Annotated in this window: 13 protein-coding genes; 12 read left to right on the forward strand and 1 reads right to left on the reverse strand. The window is 50.8% G+C overall.

What is annotated here, in order from left to right:
• Positions 1–17: 17 nt before the first annotated feature.
• Together K9N57_14595 and phrB are read left to right on the forward strand one after the other, a co-directional pair.
• Positions 18–461 (forward strand): SRPBCC family protein, encoded by a 444-nt coding sequence (locus K9N57_14595; GenBank protein MCF7805409.1) that lies wholly within the window; start codon positions 18–20, stop codon positions 459–461.
• 194 nt (positions 462–655) lie between these two features.
• Entirely contained in the window at positions 656–2,023 is a 1,368-nt protein-coding gene (gene phrB / locus K9N57_14600; GenBank protein ID MCF7805410.1) for a deoxyribodipyrimidine photo-lyase, read from the forward strand.
• Between the two features lie 915 nt (positions 2,024–2,938).
• On the opposite strand, the gene K9N57_14605 is transcribed toward phrB, so the two are convergent.
• Positions 2,939–5,032 carry a M3 family metallopeptidase gene (locus K9N57_14605; GenBank protein MCF7805411.1) on the reverse strand — a complete coding sequence of 698 codons (2,094 nt, stop codon included), beginning with the start codon at positions 5,030–5,032 and terminating at the stop codon, positions 2,939–2,941.
• Positions 5,033–5,524: 492 nt separating this feature from the next.
• On the opposite strand from K9N57_14605, the gene K9N57_14610 reads away from it, so the two are divergent.
• From K9N57_14610 to K9N57_14655, 10 genes are all read left to right on the forward strand, one after another.
• Entirely contained in the window at positions 5,525–6,922 is a 1,398-nt protein-coding gene (locus K9N57_14610; GenBank protein ID MCF7805412.1) for a TIGR00366 family protein, read from the forward strand.
• Between the two features lie 547 nt (positions 6,923–7,469).
• Positions 7,470–8,441 (forward strand): HD domain-containing protein, encoded by a 972-nt coding sequence (locus tag K9N57_14615; protein ID MCF7805413.1) that lies wholly within the window; start codon positions 7,470–7,472, stop codon positions 8,439–8,441.
• Complete coding sequence (locus K9N57_14620) at positions 8,438–8,989, forward strand: ECF transporter S component (protein MCF7805414.1); 552 nt, start codon at positions 8,438–8,440, stop codon at positions 8,987–8,989. Before K9N57_14615 ends, K9N57_14620 begins: the two co-directional genes overlap by 4 nt.
• Positions 8,986–10,785 (forward strand): hypothetical protein, encoded by a 1,800-nt coding sequence (locus tag K9N57_14625; protein ID MCF7805415.1) that lies wholly within the window; start codon positions 8,986–8,988, stop codon positions 10,783–10,785. The genes K9N57_14620 and K9N57_14625 overlap by 4 nt, the downstream gene beginning before the upstream one ends.
• 496 nt (positions 10,786–11,281) lie before the next feature.
• Positions 11,282–12,046 (forward strand): C40 family peptidase, encoded by a 765-nt coding sequence (locus K9N57_14630; protein MCF7805416.1) that lies wholly within the window; start codon positions 11,282–11,284, stop codon positions 12,044–12,046.
• Between the two features lie 3 nt (positions 12,047–12,049).
• Positions 12,050–12,568, forward strand: a complete 519-nt coding sequence (locus tag K9N57_14635) for an HNH endonuclease (protein MCF7805417.1) — start codon at positions 12,050–12,052, stop codon at positions 12,566–12,568.
• Between the two features lie 151 nt (positions 12,569–12,719).
• A complete protein-coding gene (locus K9N57_14640) occupies positions 12,720–13,454 on the forward strand; it encodes a segregation/condensation protein A (GenBank protein MCF7805418.1) in 735 nt (244 codons plus the stop codon).
• 11 nt (positions 13,455–13,465) lie between these two features.
• Positions 13,466–14,077: an SMC-Scp complex subunit ScpB gene (gene scpB / locus K9N57_14645; protein MCF7805419.1), complete on the forward strand. Its 612-nt coding sequence runs from the start codon at positions 13,466–13,468 to the stop codon at positions 14,075–14,077.
• Positions 14,064–14,771 (forward strand): rRNA pseudouridine synthase, encoded by a 708-nt coding sequence (locus tag K9N57_14650; protein ID MCF7805420.1) that lies wholly within the window; start codon positions 14,064–14,066, stop codon positions 14,769–14,771. The genes scpB and K9N57_14650 overlap by 14 nt, the downstream gene beginning before the upstream one ends.
• Positions 14,772–14,773: 2 nt before the next feature.
• On the forward strand, positions 14,774–16,483 hold the full coding sequence (locus tag K9N57_14655) for a short-chain dehydrogenase (protein ID MCF7805421.1): 1,710 nt from the start codon (positions 14,774–14,776) through the stop codon (positions 16,481–16,483).
• Positions 16,484–16,651: the final 168 nt, after the last annotated feature.

Consider the following 16,651-nt stretch of genomic DNA (forward strand, 5'->3'; position numbering starts at 1 on the left):
CTTTGAAAGTTTACAATATGGATGAAACGCAGGTATTGCCGATTTCTCTCGACGTGGCGTGGGATTTTTTCTCGGATCCGGCCAACCTGGAGGAAATTACGCCTCCGTGGCTGAAGTTCAGCATACAATCGCATGACGAGGGGGAGATGTATCCCGGAATGCTTATCCGGTACAAGGTCACCGCGCTGTTCGGCATTCCGATGAACTGGATCACCGAAATCACCCAGGTGAGGGAAGGGGAATACTTCATCGACGAGCAGCGGTTCGGTCCGTACAGGTTCTGGTATCATCAGCATCATTTCAGCGAGGTTGAAAACGGGACGAAAATCAGGGATATTCTCCACTATGGACTGCCGTTTGGGATAATTGGAAGAATTGTACACGCAGTCAAAGTGAAGGGACAATTGCGGGAGATTTTTGAATATAGACACCGGATTTTGCGGGAACGATTTGGAGAATAATTGCGCTGTTTGGGGCTGAAGCCCCATTTGTTTTGTGCCATTTAACCCCGCCATAGATGGCGGGGCTAGTCAATTTTGTCGCTATTCATTCATATGAATAGCCCCGGGCTTTCCCAAAGGGATCTCCATGAGGCAGCCCGGGGATAAAGATAAACTACAAATGATTGGCCCATTAAGGCTATTGTCGCAACGAAATGCAATCCAAAATCCACCCGAACCGAATTCAGCGATTAAACAACAAGAGCATCAGTCCGGACGGCTCGTACGTCCTCTACTGGATGCAGGCCTCTCAGCGGGCGGAGTGGAATCACGCGCTGGAGTATGCCATCGAACGAGCAAACGCGATGGAAAAGCCGCTCATCGTGGTCTTCGGGATCACCGATGATTATCCCGACGCTAACGAGCGGCACTACGCGTTCATGCTTCAGGGCTTGCAGGAGGCACAGCAATCGCTCGCTGAACGCGGCATCCGAATGGTCATCCGGCACCAGCCGCCGGCAAGGGCGGCCATAGCATTTGCCAGAGATGCCGTTCTCGTCGTCACCGATCGAGGGTACCTCCGGTTCCAGCGGGTATGGCGGAGCGAGGTTGCGGAAAGTATCGAAATACCGCTGATTCAGGTGGAGACAGGCGTCATTGTCCCGGTAGAAGTCGCCTCGGAGAAGCGGGAATACGCCGCCCGCACGATCCGACCAAAGATTCACCGGCATCTGGAGGAGTACCTGAAGCCCGTCGAACCGGTGGTATTGCATCACCACTCACTGGACATCAAATTTGAGTCCTTTGCCATAGATGATGTGGAGTCGGCACTTGCCAGCCTGGATATCGATCCGAGTGTTCCACCAGTTGGTACTTTCACCGGCGGAACTTCGGAAGCGAAGAAACATCTCCGGGAATTCATCGAAAACAGGTTGGATCAATATGATAACCTGCGAAACGATCCCACGAAGGAGTATCTCTCCAATATGAGCCCCTATCTGCAATTTGGGCAGATTTCGCCGCTCTATATTGCGATGCAGGTTGAGGAAACCGAAAGTCCCGGAAAGGAGTCATACCTGGAAGAGTTAATCATCCGCCGGGAACTGAGTATGAATTTCTGCTATTATGACGAGAACTATGACAATTTTGAGTGTCTTCCGGGGTGGGCGAAGAAATCACTGGATAAGCACGCCGATGACGAGCGCGAATATCTCTACTCTCTAGAGGAGTTCGAAAACGCCAAGACCCACGACCCGTACTGGAACGCCGCGCAAATGGAGATGGTGAAGACCGGCAAAATGCACGGCTACATGCGGATGTACTGGGGCAAGAAGATCCTGGAGTGGTCGGAGTCACCGCAGGAGGCGTACCAGATAGCCATCTTTCTCAACAACACGTACGAATTGGACGGCCGGAATCCCAACGGCTACGCCGGCGTGGCCTGGTGCTTCGGGAACCACGACCAGGGCTGGAAGGAACGACCTGTGTATGGCAAGGTGCGCTATATGAACGCGAACGGATTAAAGCGCAAGTTTGATGCGGAGGGGTATGTGGAGAAGGTTAAAAGAATGGCACGCAGATGACGTGGAAAAAACGGATGACCACGGATTAATAGATTTGGTTAAACTAGATCAAGATGTAACGACGTAACATGCAGGGTGTGTGAAAATACGCAAGGGAACAATTGTGAGTAATCATCACATATTCCTTCTGGTAGAGACGTTTCTTGCCTGTCCCGAGATGTCGGGGGAAACGTCGCTACATACAATAGTAACAATGGCTTATCGAAGATTTTTATCGAGTGGGATTTCACTACGCTCAGAGGAAAAAATTCCTTGACAATGCATTCTCACACTGCCTCCATGCTATGTCTCTACTGCTTCCACTCATCTAATATTACCTGTCATTTCGACCGAAGTGAGCCTTTGGTTTTTAAAAGGTGAACGAAGCGGAGAAATCTCGTGAGTTAGACCGGAGATTCCGCTTCAACAGAACAACCCTTCATTTCCGGCTACACGATTTGTTGTCCCTTCCACACTCGGGGACTCTAATGATGGTGAATGGAGTCTCAAGAATGTGAGACGGAAAATAATTCAAATAGCCCGGAGTGCAGTGATATTGGCGGAATCCCTGGCGGTGAAAATGCCGATTAAATTACGAGTTTCCTTAATCCTTGGCTTCCTCCGATAAAACGGTTTTCGCCAGAAATTAGAAAATATTAAAAGCAAAAAGTATAAGTCATTCCGAGCGAAACGAAGTGGAGTCGAGGAATCTCGTAAAGCCAACCTCTTGAGAGACAACCACGAGATCCTTCGACTCCCCCGACAAGTCGGGGTCGCTCAGGATGACTGGTATTGTTTTCGACTGTATTCTTATGATCCTTTCAGGGCCTCGAGCACTGTCCCACAGGGATCTCTTTGAGGAAAGGGTCTGATAATACACGAGGAGAATAACCGTCGGTGAGCCCTCTCAGGGTCACCGACGGTTATCTTCGAAGTTTAGTTCAATCCCCGCCGTTTCAGCAATGGTTCGATGCCCGGTTCTCGTCCCCTGAAACTTTTATACAGATCCATGGGATCATCGGTGCCGCCCTTTGCCAGGATATTATTCCTGAATTTGGTCGCGGTTTCCGTGTCGAAGAGGCCGTTCTCTTTGAACGCCTGAAACGCATCGGCGTCCAGTACTTCCGCCCAGATGTAGCTGTAATAGCCGGAGGAATAGCCGCCGGAGAAGATGTGCTGGAAATACGGACTTCGATACCGGACAACTATCTCATCGATGAGTCCTATGTCATCCATGGATTCCTTCTCGAATTCGTTAACGCTCTGCTTCACCGGCTCGGTGAGGGTGTGCCAGTCCATATCCAGATACGCCGCGGCCAGATACTCTACCGTGGCGAATCCCTGGTTAAAGTGGCGGGCCTTCCGGATTTTTTCGATGAGTGCGTCCGGTATCGGTTCGCCGGTCTCATAGTGCCTGGCATACTGTTTCATCACTTCAGGCTCGGATGCCCAGTTCTCCATAATCTGGGACGGCATCTCCACGAAATCTCTGGGAACATTTGTGCCGGCCAGCATCGGATAGGTAACATCCGAAAGGAGTCCGTGCAGACCGTGGCCAAATTCGTGGAACAGTGTCGAGACTTCATCGAAGGTCAGAAGCGCCGGTTTGCCGCCGCTCGGCTCGGAGAAGTTGAACACGTTGGTGATGATCGGATCGATGTCGCCGTCCAGCTTCTCCTGGGTGCGGTATTCGTTCATCCAGGCCCCGCCGCGTTTCGAAGCCCGGGGATGATAATCGGTGAACAGAATTCCCACGTGGGAACCGTCTGCTTCCTTGACCTCGTAAACCTTCACATCTTCGTGATAGGTCGGAATATCATTGCGTTCCTCGAAGGTGAGGCCGTACAGTTTTTTGGCCACCATGAAGGCGCCCTCACGGACGTTTTCCAACTGGAAGTACGGGCGCAGAATCTCGTCGTCCACCGCATATTTCTGCTGCTTCACTTTTTCGGCGTAATACCACCAATCCCACGGCTGGAGTTCGAAGTCCCCGCCTTCCTCGTCGATGAGCGCCTGGAGGTTTTCGGCTTCCTCTTTGGCGCGCTCCAGCGCAGGTTCCCAAATCTGATCAATCAGCTCGTAGACCTGCTCCGGCTCCTTGGCCATGTTATCGGCGAGGACATAGTGAGCGTGAGTCGGAAATCCAAGCAACTTTGCCCGCTCGATGCGGAGAGTGGTCATTTCCCTTACGATTTCCTTGTTATCCAGGTCGTTGCCGTGGTTCCCACGGTTGATATATGCCTTCAGCATTTTTTCCCGGAGATCTCGTCTTTCGGAGTACTGGAGGAACGGAATCAGGCTCGGCTTGTGCGTGGTAAACACCCACTTATTTGAATTGCCACGCTCCTCGGCGGCCTCGGCTGCAGCGCTGATGACGCCGTCCGGCAGGCCTGCCAGGTCTTCCCGGTCGTCGATAACGAGTTCGAATTTATTTGTCTCTTTTAAAACGTTATCCCCGAACTGTACCGAAAGCACCGAGAGCCGCTCGTTGATCTTGCGGAGTTTCTTTTTGTCGGACTCGTTCAGGTTTGCGCCCCCTCGCACGAACATCTTATGGTATTCCTCAAGAAGTTTGTTTTGTTCCGCGGTGAGTTCCAGGGATTCGCGCTGATCGTAGATCGTTTTAACCCGGTCAAACAGCTGTGCGTTTAGTAAAATATTATCATGATGCGACGAAAGATTGGGAGCCACTTCTTTGGCGAGATCCTGCATCTCGTCGTTGGTGTGCGCCGAGGTGAGGTTATAGAAGACGTTGCTCACTTTATCCAGCAACTCACCTGAACGCTCCAGTGCCTCGATAGTATTAGCGAAGGTCGGCGCGTTCTCTGAGGAAGCGATAGCCTCCACCTCTTTGGCCTGCTCCTCGATTCCCGCCTCGAACGCCGGCATATAGTGTTCTTCCTCGATTTCACTAAATGGCGGCACGCCGAACGGTGTGTTGTACTCGACAAAGAACGGATTTTGCTGTGGCTGACTACACATAACTAGTAACACTCCTGCTATTCCTATTATTAGCGTCAATCGTTTCATCGGACTCCTCCTGTAAAGAATACTCTATTTGCATAGATGTTGGGGGAAACTTGGTACCGGTGAATGGATGTAATAATAATTCGGGTAATCATAAATGATCTCAAAAAAGAGATATGAAGATAGTGAGGCCGGGGAGAGAAAGCAATTGGTGTATAAAAGCCAGTGTTACGGTGTTATTGTGTTTTAGTTGGAGAAGTTCTTAATCGTAATCCTACTCTTAATCTTACTCCGTTTGTTTGTAGTTAGTTGTTGGTAAAACTCCGCTTGTGTATCTGTTTTCACCTTTCTATGTGGATAAAAACTTTCTCGAGTTGTTTTTGGACGTCACAGAAAATTGATTGGGAGTAAGATTAGGATTAAGAGTAACCAGCACTGTTGTTAACTTGAACACCCGAACACATTAACACTTGAAAACTTACTATTTCGCTTTCCCCCACACCTTTTTGTATAATACGCATTCTGATATTCCGAACAAACACAGGACTAAGACGAATGAAATTATCCCGCTTCAAAGCGCCAAATACGTTCTTTATTATCTTTTCGCTGATTATTGTAATGGCTGCACTTACATGGGTGATTCCCGGTGGGGAATACGCCCGGGTCGAGGTGGAAGGCCGCCAGCTGGTTGATCCTAATTCCTTCGAATACGTGAAGAGCAATCCCCAGGGGATCGGTGCGGTATTAATGGCGCCCATCCGGGGATTTGTGGAGGCGGCGTTGATTATCGGATTCGTGCTGATAGTCGGCGGCGCGTTCGGAATTTTCCAAAAGACCAAGGCCATCGACGCTGCCATCAAGGGGCTGGCCAAGGCGCAGCAAAGTTCCCGTCTCATAGAGATCCTGACTATCCCACTGTTCATGCTGCTGTTCTCGCTGGGCGGCGCGGTGTTCGGCATGAGCGAGGAGACTATTCCGTTCGTGCTTATATTTGTACCACTGGCACTCACACTGGGCTACGACTCCATCGTCGGTGTAGCCATACCGTTTATCGGCGCCGGCGCCGGATTCGCCGGGGCGTTTCTGAATCCATTCACCATCGGTATTGCCCAGGGAATTGCGGAGGTGCCGCTGTTTTCAGGACTCCAGTATCGATTTGTCGCCTGGGTTATTATCACGGGAATCGCGATTGCCTTTGTGATGATCTATGCCGCTCGGATCAAAAAGGATCCCGAAAAAAGCGTCATGTACGAGAAGGATGAAAAGAAGCGAGCGGATCTGGATACCGATGAAATCGAAAACTTCGGTGGACTGTCCAGGCGACACAAGGGCGTTCTCTGGACGTTCGCTGCCGGTATGGGTGTGCTGATCTTCGGTGTGCTCACCTATCATTGGTACATCGAGGAGATTGCCGCAGTGTTTCTTGCCACCGGGATCGCAGTGGGTATTGTGGGGAAACTCGGCATCAACGATGTGGCGGACGCCTTCGAGGACGGCGCCAAGACGCTGGTTGGGACGGCAATCATCATCGGACTGGCACGGGGTATTTTAGTGGTGGCGCAGGGCGGGCATATCATCGATACCATGCTCCATTCACTCTCAGTAATCGTGAGCGACTTTCACCCGATTGTCGCCTCCCAGATGATGTTCATCGTCCAGACCTTCCTGAATTTCTTCGTTCCTTCCGGCAGCGGGCAGGCTGCGCTCACTATGCCTATCATGGCGCCGCTGGCAGACCTGGTCGGCGTCACCCGGCAGACGGCGGTGCTGGCATTCCAGTTCGGCGACGGATTCAGCAACCTCATTATCCCGACTTCCGCGGTCACCATGGGCGTGCTTATGCTCGCGGACATTCCCTGGGAAAAATGGGCCAAGTGGATTCTTCCGCTGGAGTTCCTGTTCCTGATTGCGGGCTTGCTCCTGCTCGTTCCACCGTTTCTGATGGGATGGTGATAGGGTACAAGGGTATAGAGGTATAGGGGGCAGTTGGGTTTCTTAATCCTAATCTTAATCCTAATCCTAATCTTACTCATACTCCAAATCAAATTTATCTAATTATGAAATGCAGAAGGGATAAAGCGTTTCGTGGTGCGTTTACTGTTGGATATCCCGGTGCATGGGAGCGGACGAAAACTCGGATAGCCGGAGAGGAAGCGTCGCGTCCCGACAGAGACTCCTCCCGGAGGCATCCCCGGCGAAGTTTATCACCGCGCAATAAGACTATGATGTTAATAATGGTAGCCTTTGAATCTCATTCAATGGCGGAGAACTATCATCAACATCTGCAAAAATTTGCTATTTCAGTTCAATATTCGGCATCTGTTGTAAGCAATTCACCGGCAACGACGCTTAACGCGATCGTCGCCGGAAGGATCCGTTTCACACTTCGATATTCGAAATTGGGCATTGGATATTCGATATTCATTCTTTCCCGTCCAACCACACCTTGACTTTGGCCGGGTGAATCCCTTAATTAAAGGCAATTACAGCCGACGTAGACATGAAACTCACACGCATAAAAAATTTCCGTACCGGTGACAGTATCAAAGGGTTTTATCAGCTGACCCAGATGAATCGTCGTACCACGAGAAAGGGCGACGCCTTCCTGGATTGCGTTCTCAGCGATAAGACCGGATCGGTCTCTGCCAAGTGGTGGAACGTGCCCGAGGCGGCGTTCGACTGGCTGAATCCCGGGATTGTGGTGGCCGTGACCGGCGAAGTGGAAGAGTATAACGATGCCCGTCAGCTGGTCGTTGAGCAGATTACCCCGGCCAAAGAAGGGCAGGTGGAAAAGTTCGGATGGGCATTTTCTGACATTGTTCCTTCGACTACGTACGATCCCGATCAAATGTGGGAAAAGGTACAGGAGATCATTGATTCCTTTGAGGAGGAACACCTGCAGAAGCTCGTCCGCCGGATTTACCACGACTTCGAAGAGGAGATTGCCACGCACCCCGGCTCTGTTTCGCATCACCATCTCTATCGCGGAGGATTCCTGGAACATGTATGGTCATTGACTCAACTGGGGGAGTTCGTCGCCGATCACTACTTCGAGCTGGATCGGGATCTGTTTCTGGCGGGACTATTCCTGCACGATATAGGGAAGCTGCTTGAAATTAAGTCGGACTTTGAACGCCAGTATACCGATGAAGGACAATTCATAGGGCACATTGTGCTTGGCAGAGATTTGGTTCGGGAGACGGTGGAGGACTATTTCCCGGAATTTCCGGATGATTTATTGATTCGCCTGGAGCACGTCATCCTCGCGCACCAGGAGGAGCCGGCCATGGGATCGCCGAAGCGTCCGGCAACGTTAGAAGCGCTGGCGGTAGCCATGCTCGATCGGTTTGACACCAGAATGGAACAGTTCCTCATGACGCTCCGAAACGATACCAATACCGGCGAATGGACGCTGCCAACCAGACTGTTTCCGTATCCACTCCATAAAGGCGTCGGGGACGACGAGGAGTGAGTACCCGCCGCATCGCGTATACCGGACTGTTTATCGCACTTGCCGTGGCTCTGGGATTTGCCCTGGTTGCCATCCCCAATTTCGAAATGATTTCCGCAACCGTGTTTATTGCCGGCTGGCTGCTCGGGCCCGGAATGGGCGCGTTGGTCGGATTCATCGCCGAACTCGTCTTCTCCGGAATTAATCCCGCCGGTTCCGGTTTTTTGTTTCCGCCGTTGCTTATAGCCCAAGTCATTTCAGTGAGCCTCATAGGGTTCGTTGGCGGTGTTGCCAGACGCGGACAGGTATTTTTTCTGGCCTCTGCCGGCGGAGCGGTATCACTGGGTCTGCTGGGGGGATTACTTACCATCATTTTTGATTTCCTGACCACCATCAGTTATCCGCTTGTTGCCGGATTTAACGAAACCCAAATTTGGGCGACGCTCGGCATCGGAGCACTGTTTTATAGCATGCACGTCATCTCCAACGCCGCAATCTTCGCTGTTATCGTTCCGGCGATTCTCAAAGCCGTCCATTCGCAACTCGGAATAACCGGAGTCATCCGGTGAAGTATCTGTGCGTCATATTCATCATTGGGATTGCGATTGTGCCTGGAACAGACCTCGCGGGAAAACCGCTGGATTCACTCCATGTTAGGAATCCGGACAGTACACGAATTATTATGGATTCCGAGACAGTGCCCGGGGCCGTCCGGTCGAGATCTCACCAGATGACGATACTGCGTCCTGTCGGTTTTTTTCCCAGAGAAGAGTCGGGCGCTTCCGGATACTGGCAGATGGCGCCGGGACCGCAGTATGGCCGCACCATTTTGATCCATGGTCTGGAACTCGACACCCGGCTCCGCCCGGGCTGGCCGCTCCGGTATTTCCCGCAGCATTCCCTAATTGGTATTGCGCCGGTGAGTACCGATTCCACCGGATATCCCTTGCGTTCACATCTGCTGGAACGCCGGGAAGAGCCGATGGTCGATCTTGTGTATAAAGAGGGTGACTACGGACTCAGTGCCGTATCTGTAGGGGTAGCCACGGATATCACTGATGATACACATCTGCATCTGTCCAGAGAAGGGGAGGGTTTCGTCGGACAATTCGGAATCGACGGTCTTGAAACTGAGCGGTATTATCTCGGAGTGCACCACCGGGTGAGCGATTCCACCCGGTTTTTGTACAGTACGTTCTATGCCAGAGATAATAGTACGTGGACGACAGCAACGCCTGCCCCCAACAGTTTCGGGAGTGAATCCTCCAGCTGGTATCAGCATCTCCTGCGATGGAACTCCCAAACCCGCTTCGGGGAGTGGGATTATGGGTTGCGTCTCGGCTCCCAACGTCTCTGGCTCAACAAAACTGCTGAAAGAGGACAGATGACCGAACTGCAGCGCGGCGGCTGGCTCGGATATCATTTCCAATTAAATAATGCGATCGGTATTCAATGGCGATATTCCGGAGTTCAGTATGTGCTGGATGGCAGTAGTTCTAATCTGCAACGTGAACTTTGGCACCGGTTGCAAGGCGGAGCCACCATTCGTTTCGGGGAATTCTCAGTGAAGGTCCACCCGGAGATTGTAACGGTTTCTACAGGTGACGAAGTATACGTCCTTCCGAACGGCAATGTATCCTATGAGCCTTTTGATTGGATTACAGCCTCGGTGGAACTGGCAGGTACTGTTACTCCAATACCGTACCAATGGGAGCAGACGTCGGAGAAAATCACCATCCCCACCAGCTCAGTCGAAAAGACAAGCACCCAAAACATCACAAGCTCGCTGGAGATCACTCCCTTTAATTTCCTTTCGGTAACCGGAGGAGCTGAGTTTACCCAATACTCCAACTGGCACAGTCTGGCGTATAACATGCCCGCTGCCCGGACAGATTCCACGTTGACGCTGGAGACAGTAGACGGTAACCACACCGGGCTATTTGCCTCAGCAAAGTTCCAGGTTTTTGAGGAGTTCGCACTGGGAGGGCGGTATGATGTGTATCCATCAGTGAGCAACATTCTCCCTGAACTCTGGACCCGGCAGACCATCACCGGCTGGATGCAGGCACAGCGCTACTTTTTTGATAATAACCTCCTGCTGCACGTGTACCTGGAAGGCGGGACACTGCTATCACGACAGCCGGTCGGCTGGAATCCCCGATTCCAGAGCCTGACACACTATCCCCTGTTCGGTGATCCGGAATCCTCGGTGTTTATGCATGCAATTATCCAGGGACAAATTGGGGCATTTACCATTTCCACTTCATTTTATAATGCCGCGGCAAATAATCTTATATATGCATTGGATCAGCGCCCGCCCGCTACAATATTTTATCTTGGTGTGCGCTGGCAGCTCTGGAATTGAAAATTACGGGGAATGTTGAATAGCCGTAGTTTTAAGATATAAGTATAGGCGAAAGACCGTTCGTGGGTAGTGAGCCGAAGTTGGTTGTTTTGCTTCCCCCGAACTCTTCACTCTCCGAAGGTTCCATTAACTATATCCTGTTTGAATGACGTGCCCATTAACAATTTAAAAATCTCCCTCTGAAGAGGTGACTGCCTACCAACCAAATCAGTGCACTTTTTTTCTGCTGAATCTCACGTACCAATCGCCGCTTTGAACCTCCTCACTGGTCATGGCCAATTGGTTACTGTTCGCTGTTTACGTGCTATTGAATAGAGTATTCAGGGCGGCAGACACATAATATATGACGGTTTTCAACTGTGACTACATGAACGCTCGATATCAGGGGGTTTTGACGGCAACCTCTGCGCTTGACATCTTTAGGCTAATCGTCTAATTTCCAAGCAATTAGAAAGGAGATACAGCTTTCAGTACCAATTCGGAAACAGAAAAACTCGTGAATGTCGGTGTGGCGAATGTCTATGCCGAGCCGGCGTTTCATTCTGCCGTTACCACCCAGTGTATTCTCGGTGAAAAAGTCATAATCCAGAACAAAGATGGAGACTGGCTCCGCATTACACAGTGGGACGATTACTCCGGTTGGATTCAGGAATTTTATCTGGTAGATTATCCGGAGGATTGGGCACCGGATTACAGTTATCGCGCTCCGTTGGGATGGATATTTAATGCCACATCCCGGAGTGCAAAGACTTTGCGGCAGATCACTGCCGGTTCCCGATTACCCGGAGTGCCGGAGAATAACGGTTGGGTGCAAGTATCTCTTCCGGACGGAACCAGGGGCTTCGTTCCTCATACAGACTATAAGTGGCAATCCAATGATATTCGAAGCAAGATCCTGGAAACTGCAGAGCGCTTTTTCGGCACCTCCTATCTCTGGGGAGGCAAAACGGGGTTTGGGTTCGACTGCTCCGGGTTTGTGCAGACGGTGTTTCGGCTCAATGGAATAAATTTACGGCGCGACACCTGGATGCAAATGGAACAGGGAACAGATTTGGACAGCCGGGAAGATCTCCGTCCGGGTGATTTAGTGTTTTTTGCAGAGAAGGAGAAAGTGAGTCACGTGGGCATCGCCTATAACGAATCGGAATTTATTCATTGTTCAGGTTATGTCCGTCGGAACTCATTTGAAAAAGAGGCATCTGACTATAGCGCCCGGCTGGATGCAATGTTTATAGGTGCACAAAGGATAATTCAGGAATAACCGATGTCAGGCAACGGCATACTCAACAGACAGGTACTGGTCTTAAACCAGAACTACGAGCCGCTCCAGATTTGTAATGCAAAGCACGCCATCGTGATGCTCTACCTGAACCGCGTGGAATTGGTGGAGAGTGATGGGGTAATGGTGCATTCCGTCAATGACGAATTCCCGCTGCCGACAGTCGTTCGGGTAAAACGGTACATTAATTACCGTGGATACGAGGTTGTCCTGTCTCGGAAAAATATCATGCGCCGTGACGAATTTAAATGTCAGTATTGCGGGAAACACGACTCGCAACTAACCATTGATCACGTCACACCGAAGCGACACGGCGGAAAGGATACCTGGGAGAATCTGGTGACAGCCTGCATCCGGTGCAACAACACCAAAGGGGATAACACCCCGGAACAGGCGAATATGCCGCTCCTGAAGCAGCCGAAAAAACCGCACTATATCCAGTTCCTGAAGCAGCATATTGACGAGCCGATACAATCCTGGAAACCATACATTTATTTAGGCTAACGGCGGGTACAAGGTAATGAAAACATGTTTTTCAATTAGAAAATGTAAATCACCGAGATTGAAAAACATGATTAAGATTATGAGTAGGATATAGAATAAGAAACGCGAGACATTAATACGATAACACATTAACACGAGCGAACTGGTTTTTGTGAGCTACGAAGTTAAACTTGACGTCTTTGAAGGTCCACTCGACCTGCTGCTGTTTTTTATCAGCAGGGACGAGATCGATATCTATGATATTCCCATTGCGTATATTACTGACTCGTACCTGGAATACCTGGATTTGATGCGGGAATTGAATATTAGCATTGCTGGCGAATACATCCGGATGGCGGCGACGCTGATGCGGGTGAAAGCACGTACATTGTTACCCCAACTGGCGGGTGATCCTGATGATGAGGATTATGAGGATCCACGATCCGAGTTGGTGGAAATGCTGCTGGAGTATAAGCGGTTCAAGGAACTTGCCGGCACTCTGAAGGTTCGGGAGTCGGATCAGAGGCAACATTTTCAGCGGAAGCCGGATCTGTCGTACGTGGATACGGATGTCCGGCCTGATGAGGTACTGAATGACGTAACCCTGTACGAATTGATGAAGACTTTTAAGCGGCTTTTGGACAATATACCCGAAACGCCGACGCACAATATTGAGCGGGTGCAGACCAACATCCGGAAACAGTCCGAGTATCTGAGAAATCGATTACAGAAAGACGGTAAGGTGATGTTCTCCGCTATCATGAAAGAACTGGATAATAAAATTACGATCATTGTTACGTTCATTGCACTGCTGGATATGATTAAAAACCAGGAAGTGGCAATTTTTCAGGAAACTATCTTCGAGGACTTTCGCATTGAACGCCGGATGGAAACGGCGAAGGCATAGGTTAAGCGATTATGGCTGTGGATCATTATGTATCGGTAGTAGAAGCGTTGCTGTTCGCTTCCGAGAATCCGGTAAGCGCCGGAAAAATACGGGGATGCTTTGATGAGGGGGAGGATGTGCCGGTCGAATCAATTGTCGAAGAATTGAATACCCACTATGATGAGACCGAGCGGGCATTTTTTATTATGGAAGTGGCCGGTGGCTATCAGCTGGTTACCCGGAAAGAATTCGAACCGTACGTGAAGCAGCTCTATGTGAGTTCCTCACGGATGCGCCTCTCCCAGGCAGCTTTGGAAACGCTGGCCATTGTGGCTTATAAGCAGCCGGTGAGTCGCCCGGACATCGACTCCATCCGTGGGGTGAACAGCGACGGTGTACTCCGAACATTACTGGAGCGGAATCTTATCGACATCAAGGGCAGAGAGGATGCCCCGGGTCGGCCATTACTTTATGCGACCTCCGATGAGTTTCTACGATATTTCGGTCTGAAAAGTATCAAAGATCTGCCTAAATTAAAGGAAATAGACGAACTGACGTTGGAATCCGAGGATATTCCCGAGGATACCGACATCGCGCTAGAAGAACCCGAGGCTCCGGACGCCGAACCGAGTGCGACTGAATAAGTACCTCGCCAGATGTGGAGTAACATCCCGGCGGAAAGCCGATGACCTGATCGCTGACGGCCGGGTGGCGGTTAATGGGAAAACGGTAACCGAACTCGGAACCAAAGTTGAGCCAGACGCCGCCACTGTCACCGTCGACGGGGAAGCGGTCGAATTGCCAGACAAGTATATCTGTTATCTCCTGCACAAGCCGCAAAAATCGATATCGACCGTAGACGATCCGAAAGGGCGACCTACGGTCGTCGATCTGATAGACACGGAGCGGAGGATTTATCCGGTAGGACGCCTGGACTACGATACCACCGGCGTGCTTTTACTAACCGATGACGGAGAACTTGCCAACAAGCTGACCCATCCGTCCAACGAAGTACCGCGGAAGTATGAGGTATATTATTCCGGTAAATTGCCGGAAGATGCTCGGGGAAAATTAGCGGAAGGTATCGATATCGGAGAAGATCTGCCGGCATCCGGGGAACTTCAAATTCTCTGGGAAAAAGAAGACCATGGCGCGACTCATCTCACGTTACATGCGGGGAGATATCATGAGGTAAAGCGCATTTTCAAACATTTTGGATGCAGCATAGAGCGGCTACACCGGATTAAATTTGCCGGCCTGGACTGCGGGGAACTGGCGCCGGGAGAATACCGGCGACTCTCGAGTGATGAATTGCAACAGCTAAAAACGGGGGAATAATTATGGATATCCGGGACAAACGAATACTCGTACTGGGGGGCTGGGGGCTAGTTGGCAGAGCCATTAGCAAGCGGATTTTGGCGCGGGGACCGGAGCAACTGATAGTGACCTCTCTGCGGAAACGGGAAACTGAAGAGGTGGTTGAAGCGTTGGAGCCCCGGGCAATGAAATACGGGGCAGAAATCGTCGGAGAATGGGGAGACATCTTCGTCAGAGATTCCATGAAAGATGTTGGCCGGGGGGAAATGTATACGGATCAGGAGTTGCGCACCACACTCATCGCGGATATCTACGATGACCTGAGCGAGGATGTGCTGACATCCTCAGTCCTTTATCAATTGGTGGAAAAATATCAACCGCACATTATTATTGATTGTATTAATACCGCAACGGCATTTGCGTATCAAAATCTTTTTGAACGGGTCGCTCAGATTCGGAACTCCCTGAAATCCACCGGGAGGAGTATTGAAGACGAAGAGCATATTCTTGAGAACGTGGAACAGCTTATTGCATCCCAGTATATCCCGCAGCTGATTCGTCATATTCAGATTCTCCACGCGGCCATGTGGGAGTTCGACACCGACAGCTATTTGAAAATCGGTACCAGCGGGACCGGCGGTATGGGACTGAACGTGCCGTTTACCCACAGCGAGGAAAAGCCGTCGAAACTCTTGTTGAGCAAGTCGTCGGTAGCCGGAGCGCATACCATGTTGCTGTTTCTTATGGCGCGGACGCCGGGCGGTCCGGTGGTGAAGGAGATTAAACCGTCGGCGGCCATCGCCTGGAAGGAGATCGGTTACGGGAAGATTCGGCGGCACGGGTCCTATATTCCCATGTACGACTGCAAAGTGGAGGATGCCAAGCGGATGGATGACTATCTGGAGAGGCATCCGGATAAGTACTGGGAGGAAATGGAGGACAAAGTTGTAGAGTCAGTCTATATCGATGCCGGGGAAAACGGATATTTTTCCGCCGGCGAATTTTCGGTTATTACCTCTGAAGGGCTCATGGAATTTGTGACGCCGGAGGAGATCGCGGATAAAACGCTGATGGAAATTGAAGGTGGGAATACCGGCAAAGATGTGGTGGCGGCGCTGGATTCTGCCGTGCTTGATCCGTCGTATCGCGCCGGTGTCCTGCGGGAAAAGGCCGTGAATAAAATGCAACACCTGGAGGAGGAACACGAAACCCACTCTATCGCCTTCGAACTGTTAGGCCCTCCGAAAATCACGAAACTCCTGTACGAAATTTACCTGCTGAAGCGGATTACCGGTGACATCAAAAAGATTCCGGATTACGATGCGGAATCGCTCTCCGAATCCATGGTCGGGATTATTGACTCTGACGATCATCTCCGTCAGCTTATTTTGTCAGTCGGTACCGGAATCCTGATGCCCAGTGGTAAAGATTTTCTGCGCGGACCGGATCTCAGTTTTCCGCGATTTGAGGGTGTTAACCTCTACGAGTCGACGCCGGAGAAGGTTGATTTCTGGGCGGACAATGGCTGGCTGGATCTGCGAGTAAAGAACATGGAGGCCTGGCGGGACAGGATCACCGCCATACTGGAGGAAATGGGGGAGGACAGCGAAGAAGACTACTCATCTGAGTTCTATCATCGACACAAATACGAGTTCGACTTCGGCTCCAGTGAGCTGGGCGCTATTGTAAGCTGGATTCTGGATAAGGAAGAGGATGGCGCGCGGATAAAGTAGAAAGGGGTATAAGGGTATAAGGGATTAGTATTACGTACTGCGTATTAGTGTCCAGGTGTTCCACACAAGCGCGTATGAAACCGGAAAAGGGGACAGATTGAATATCCAACCGACGATTATCCAATGCTCTGCTGCGGCGGAACGGCGAACCAATCCCGAGGACCCCAC

Source organism: Candidatus Neomarinimicrobiota bacterium, assembly GCA_021734025.1.
GTDB lineage: Bacteria > Fidelibacterota > JAANXI01 > JAANXI01 > JAANXI01 > JAANXI01.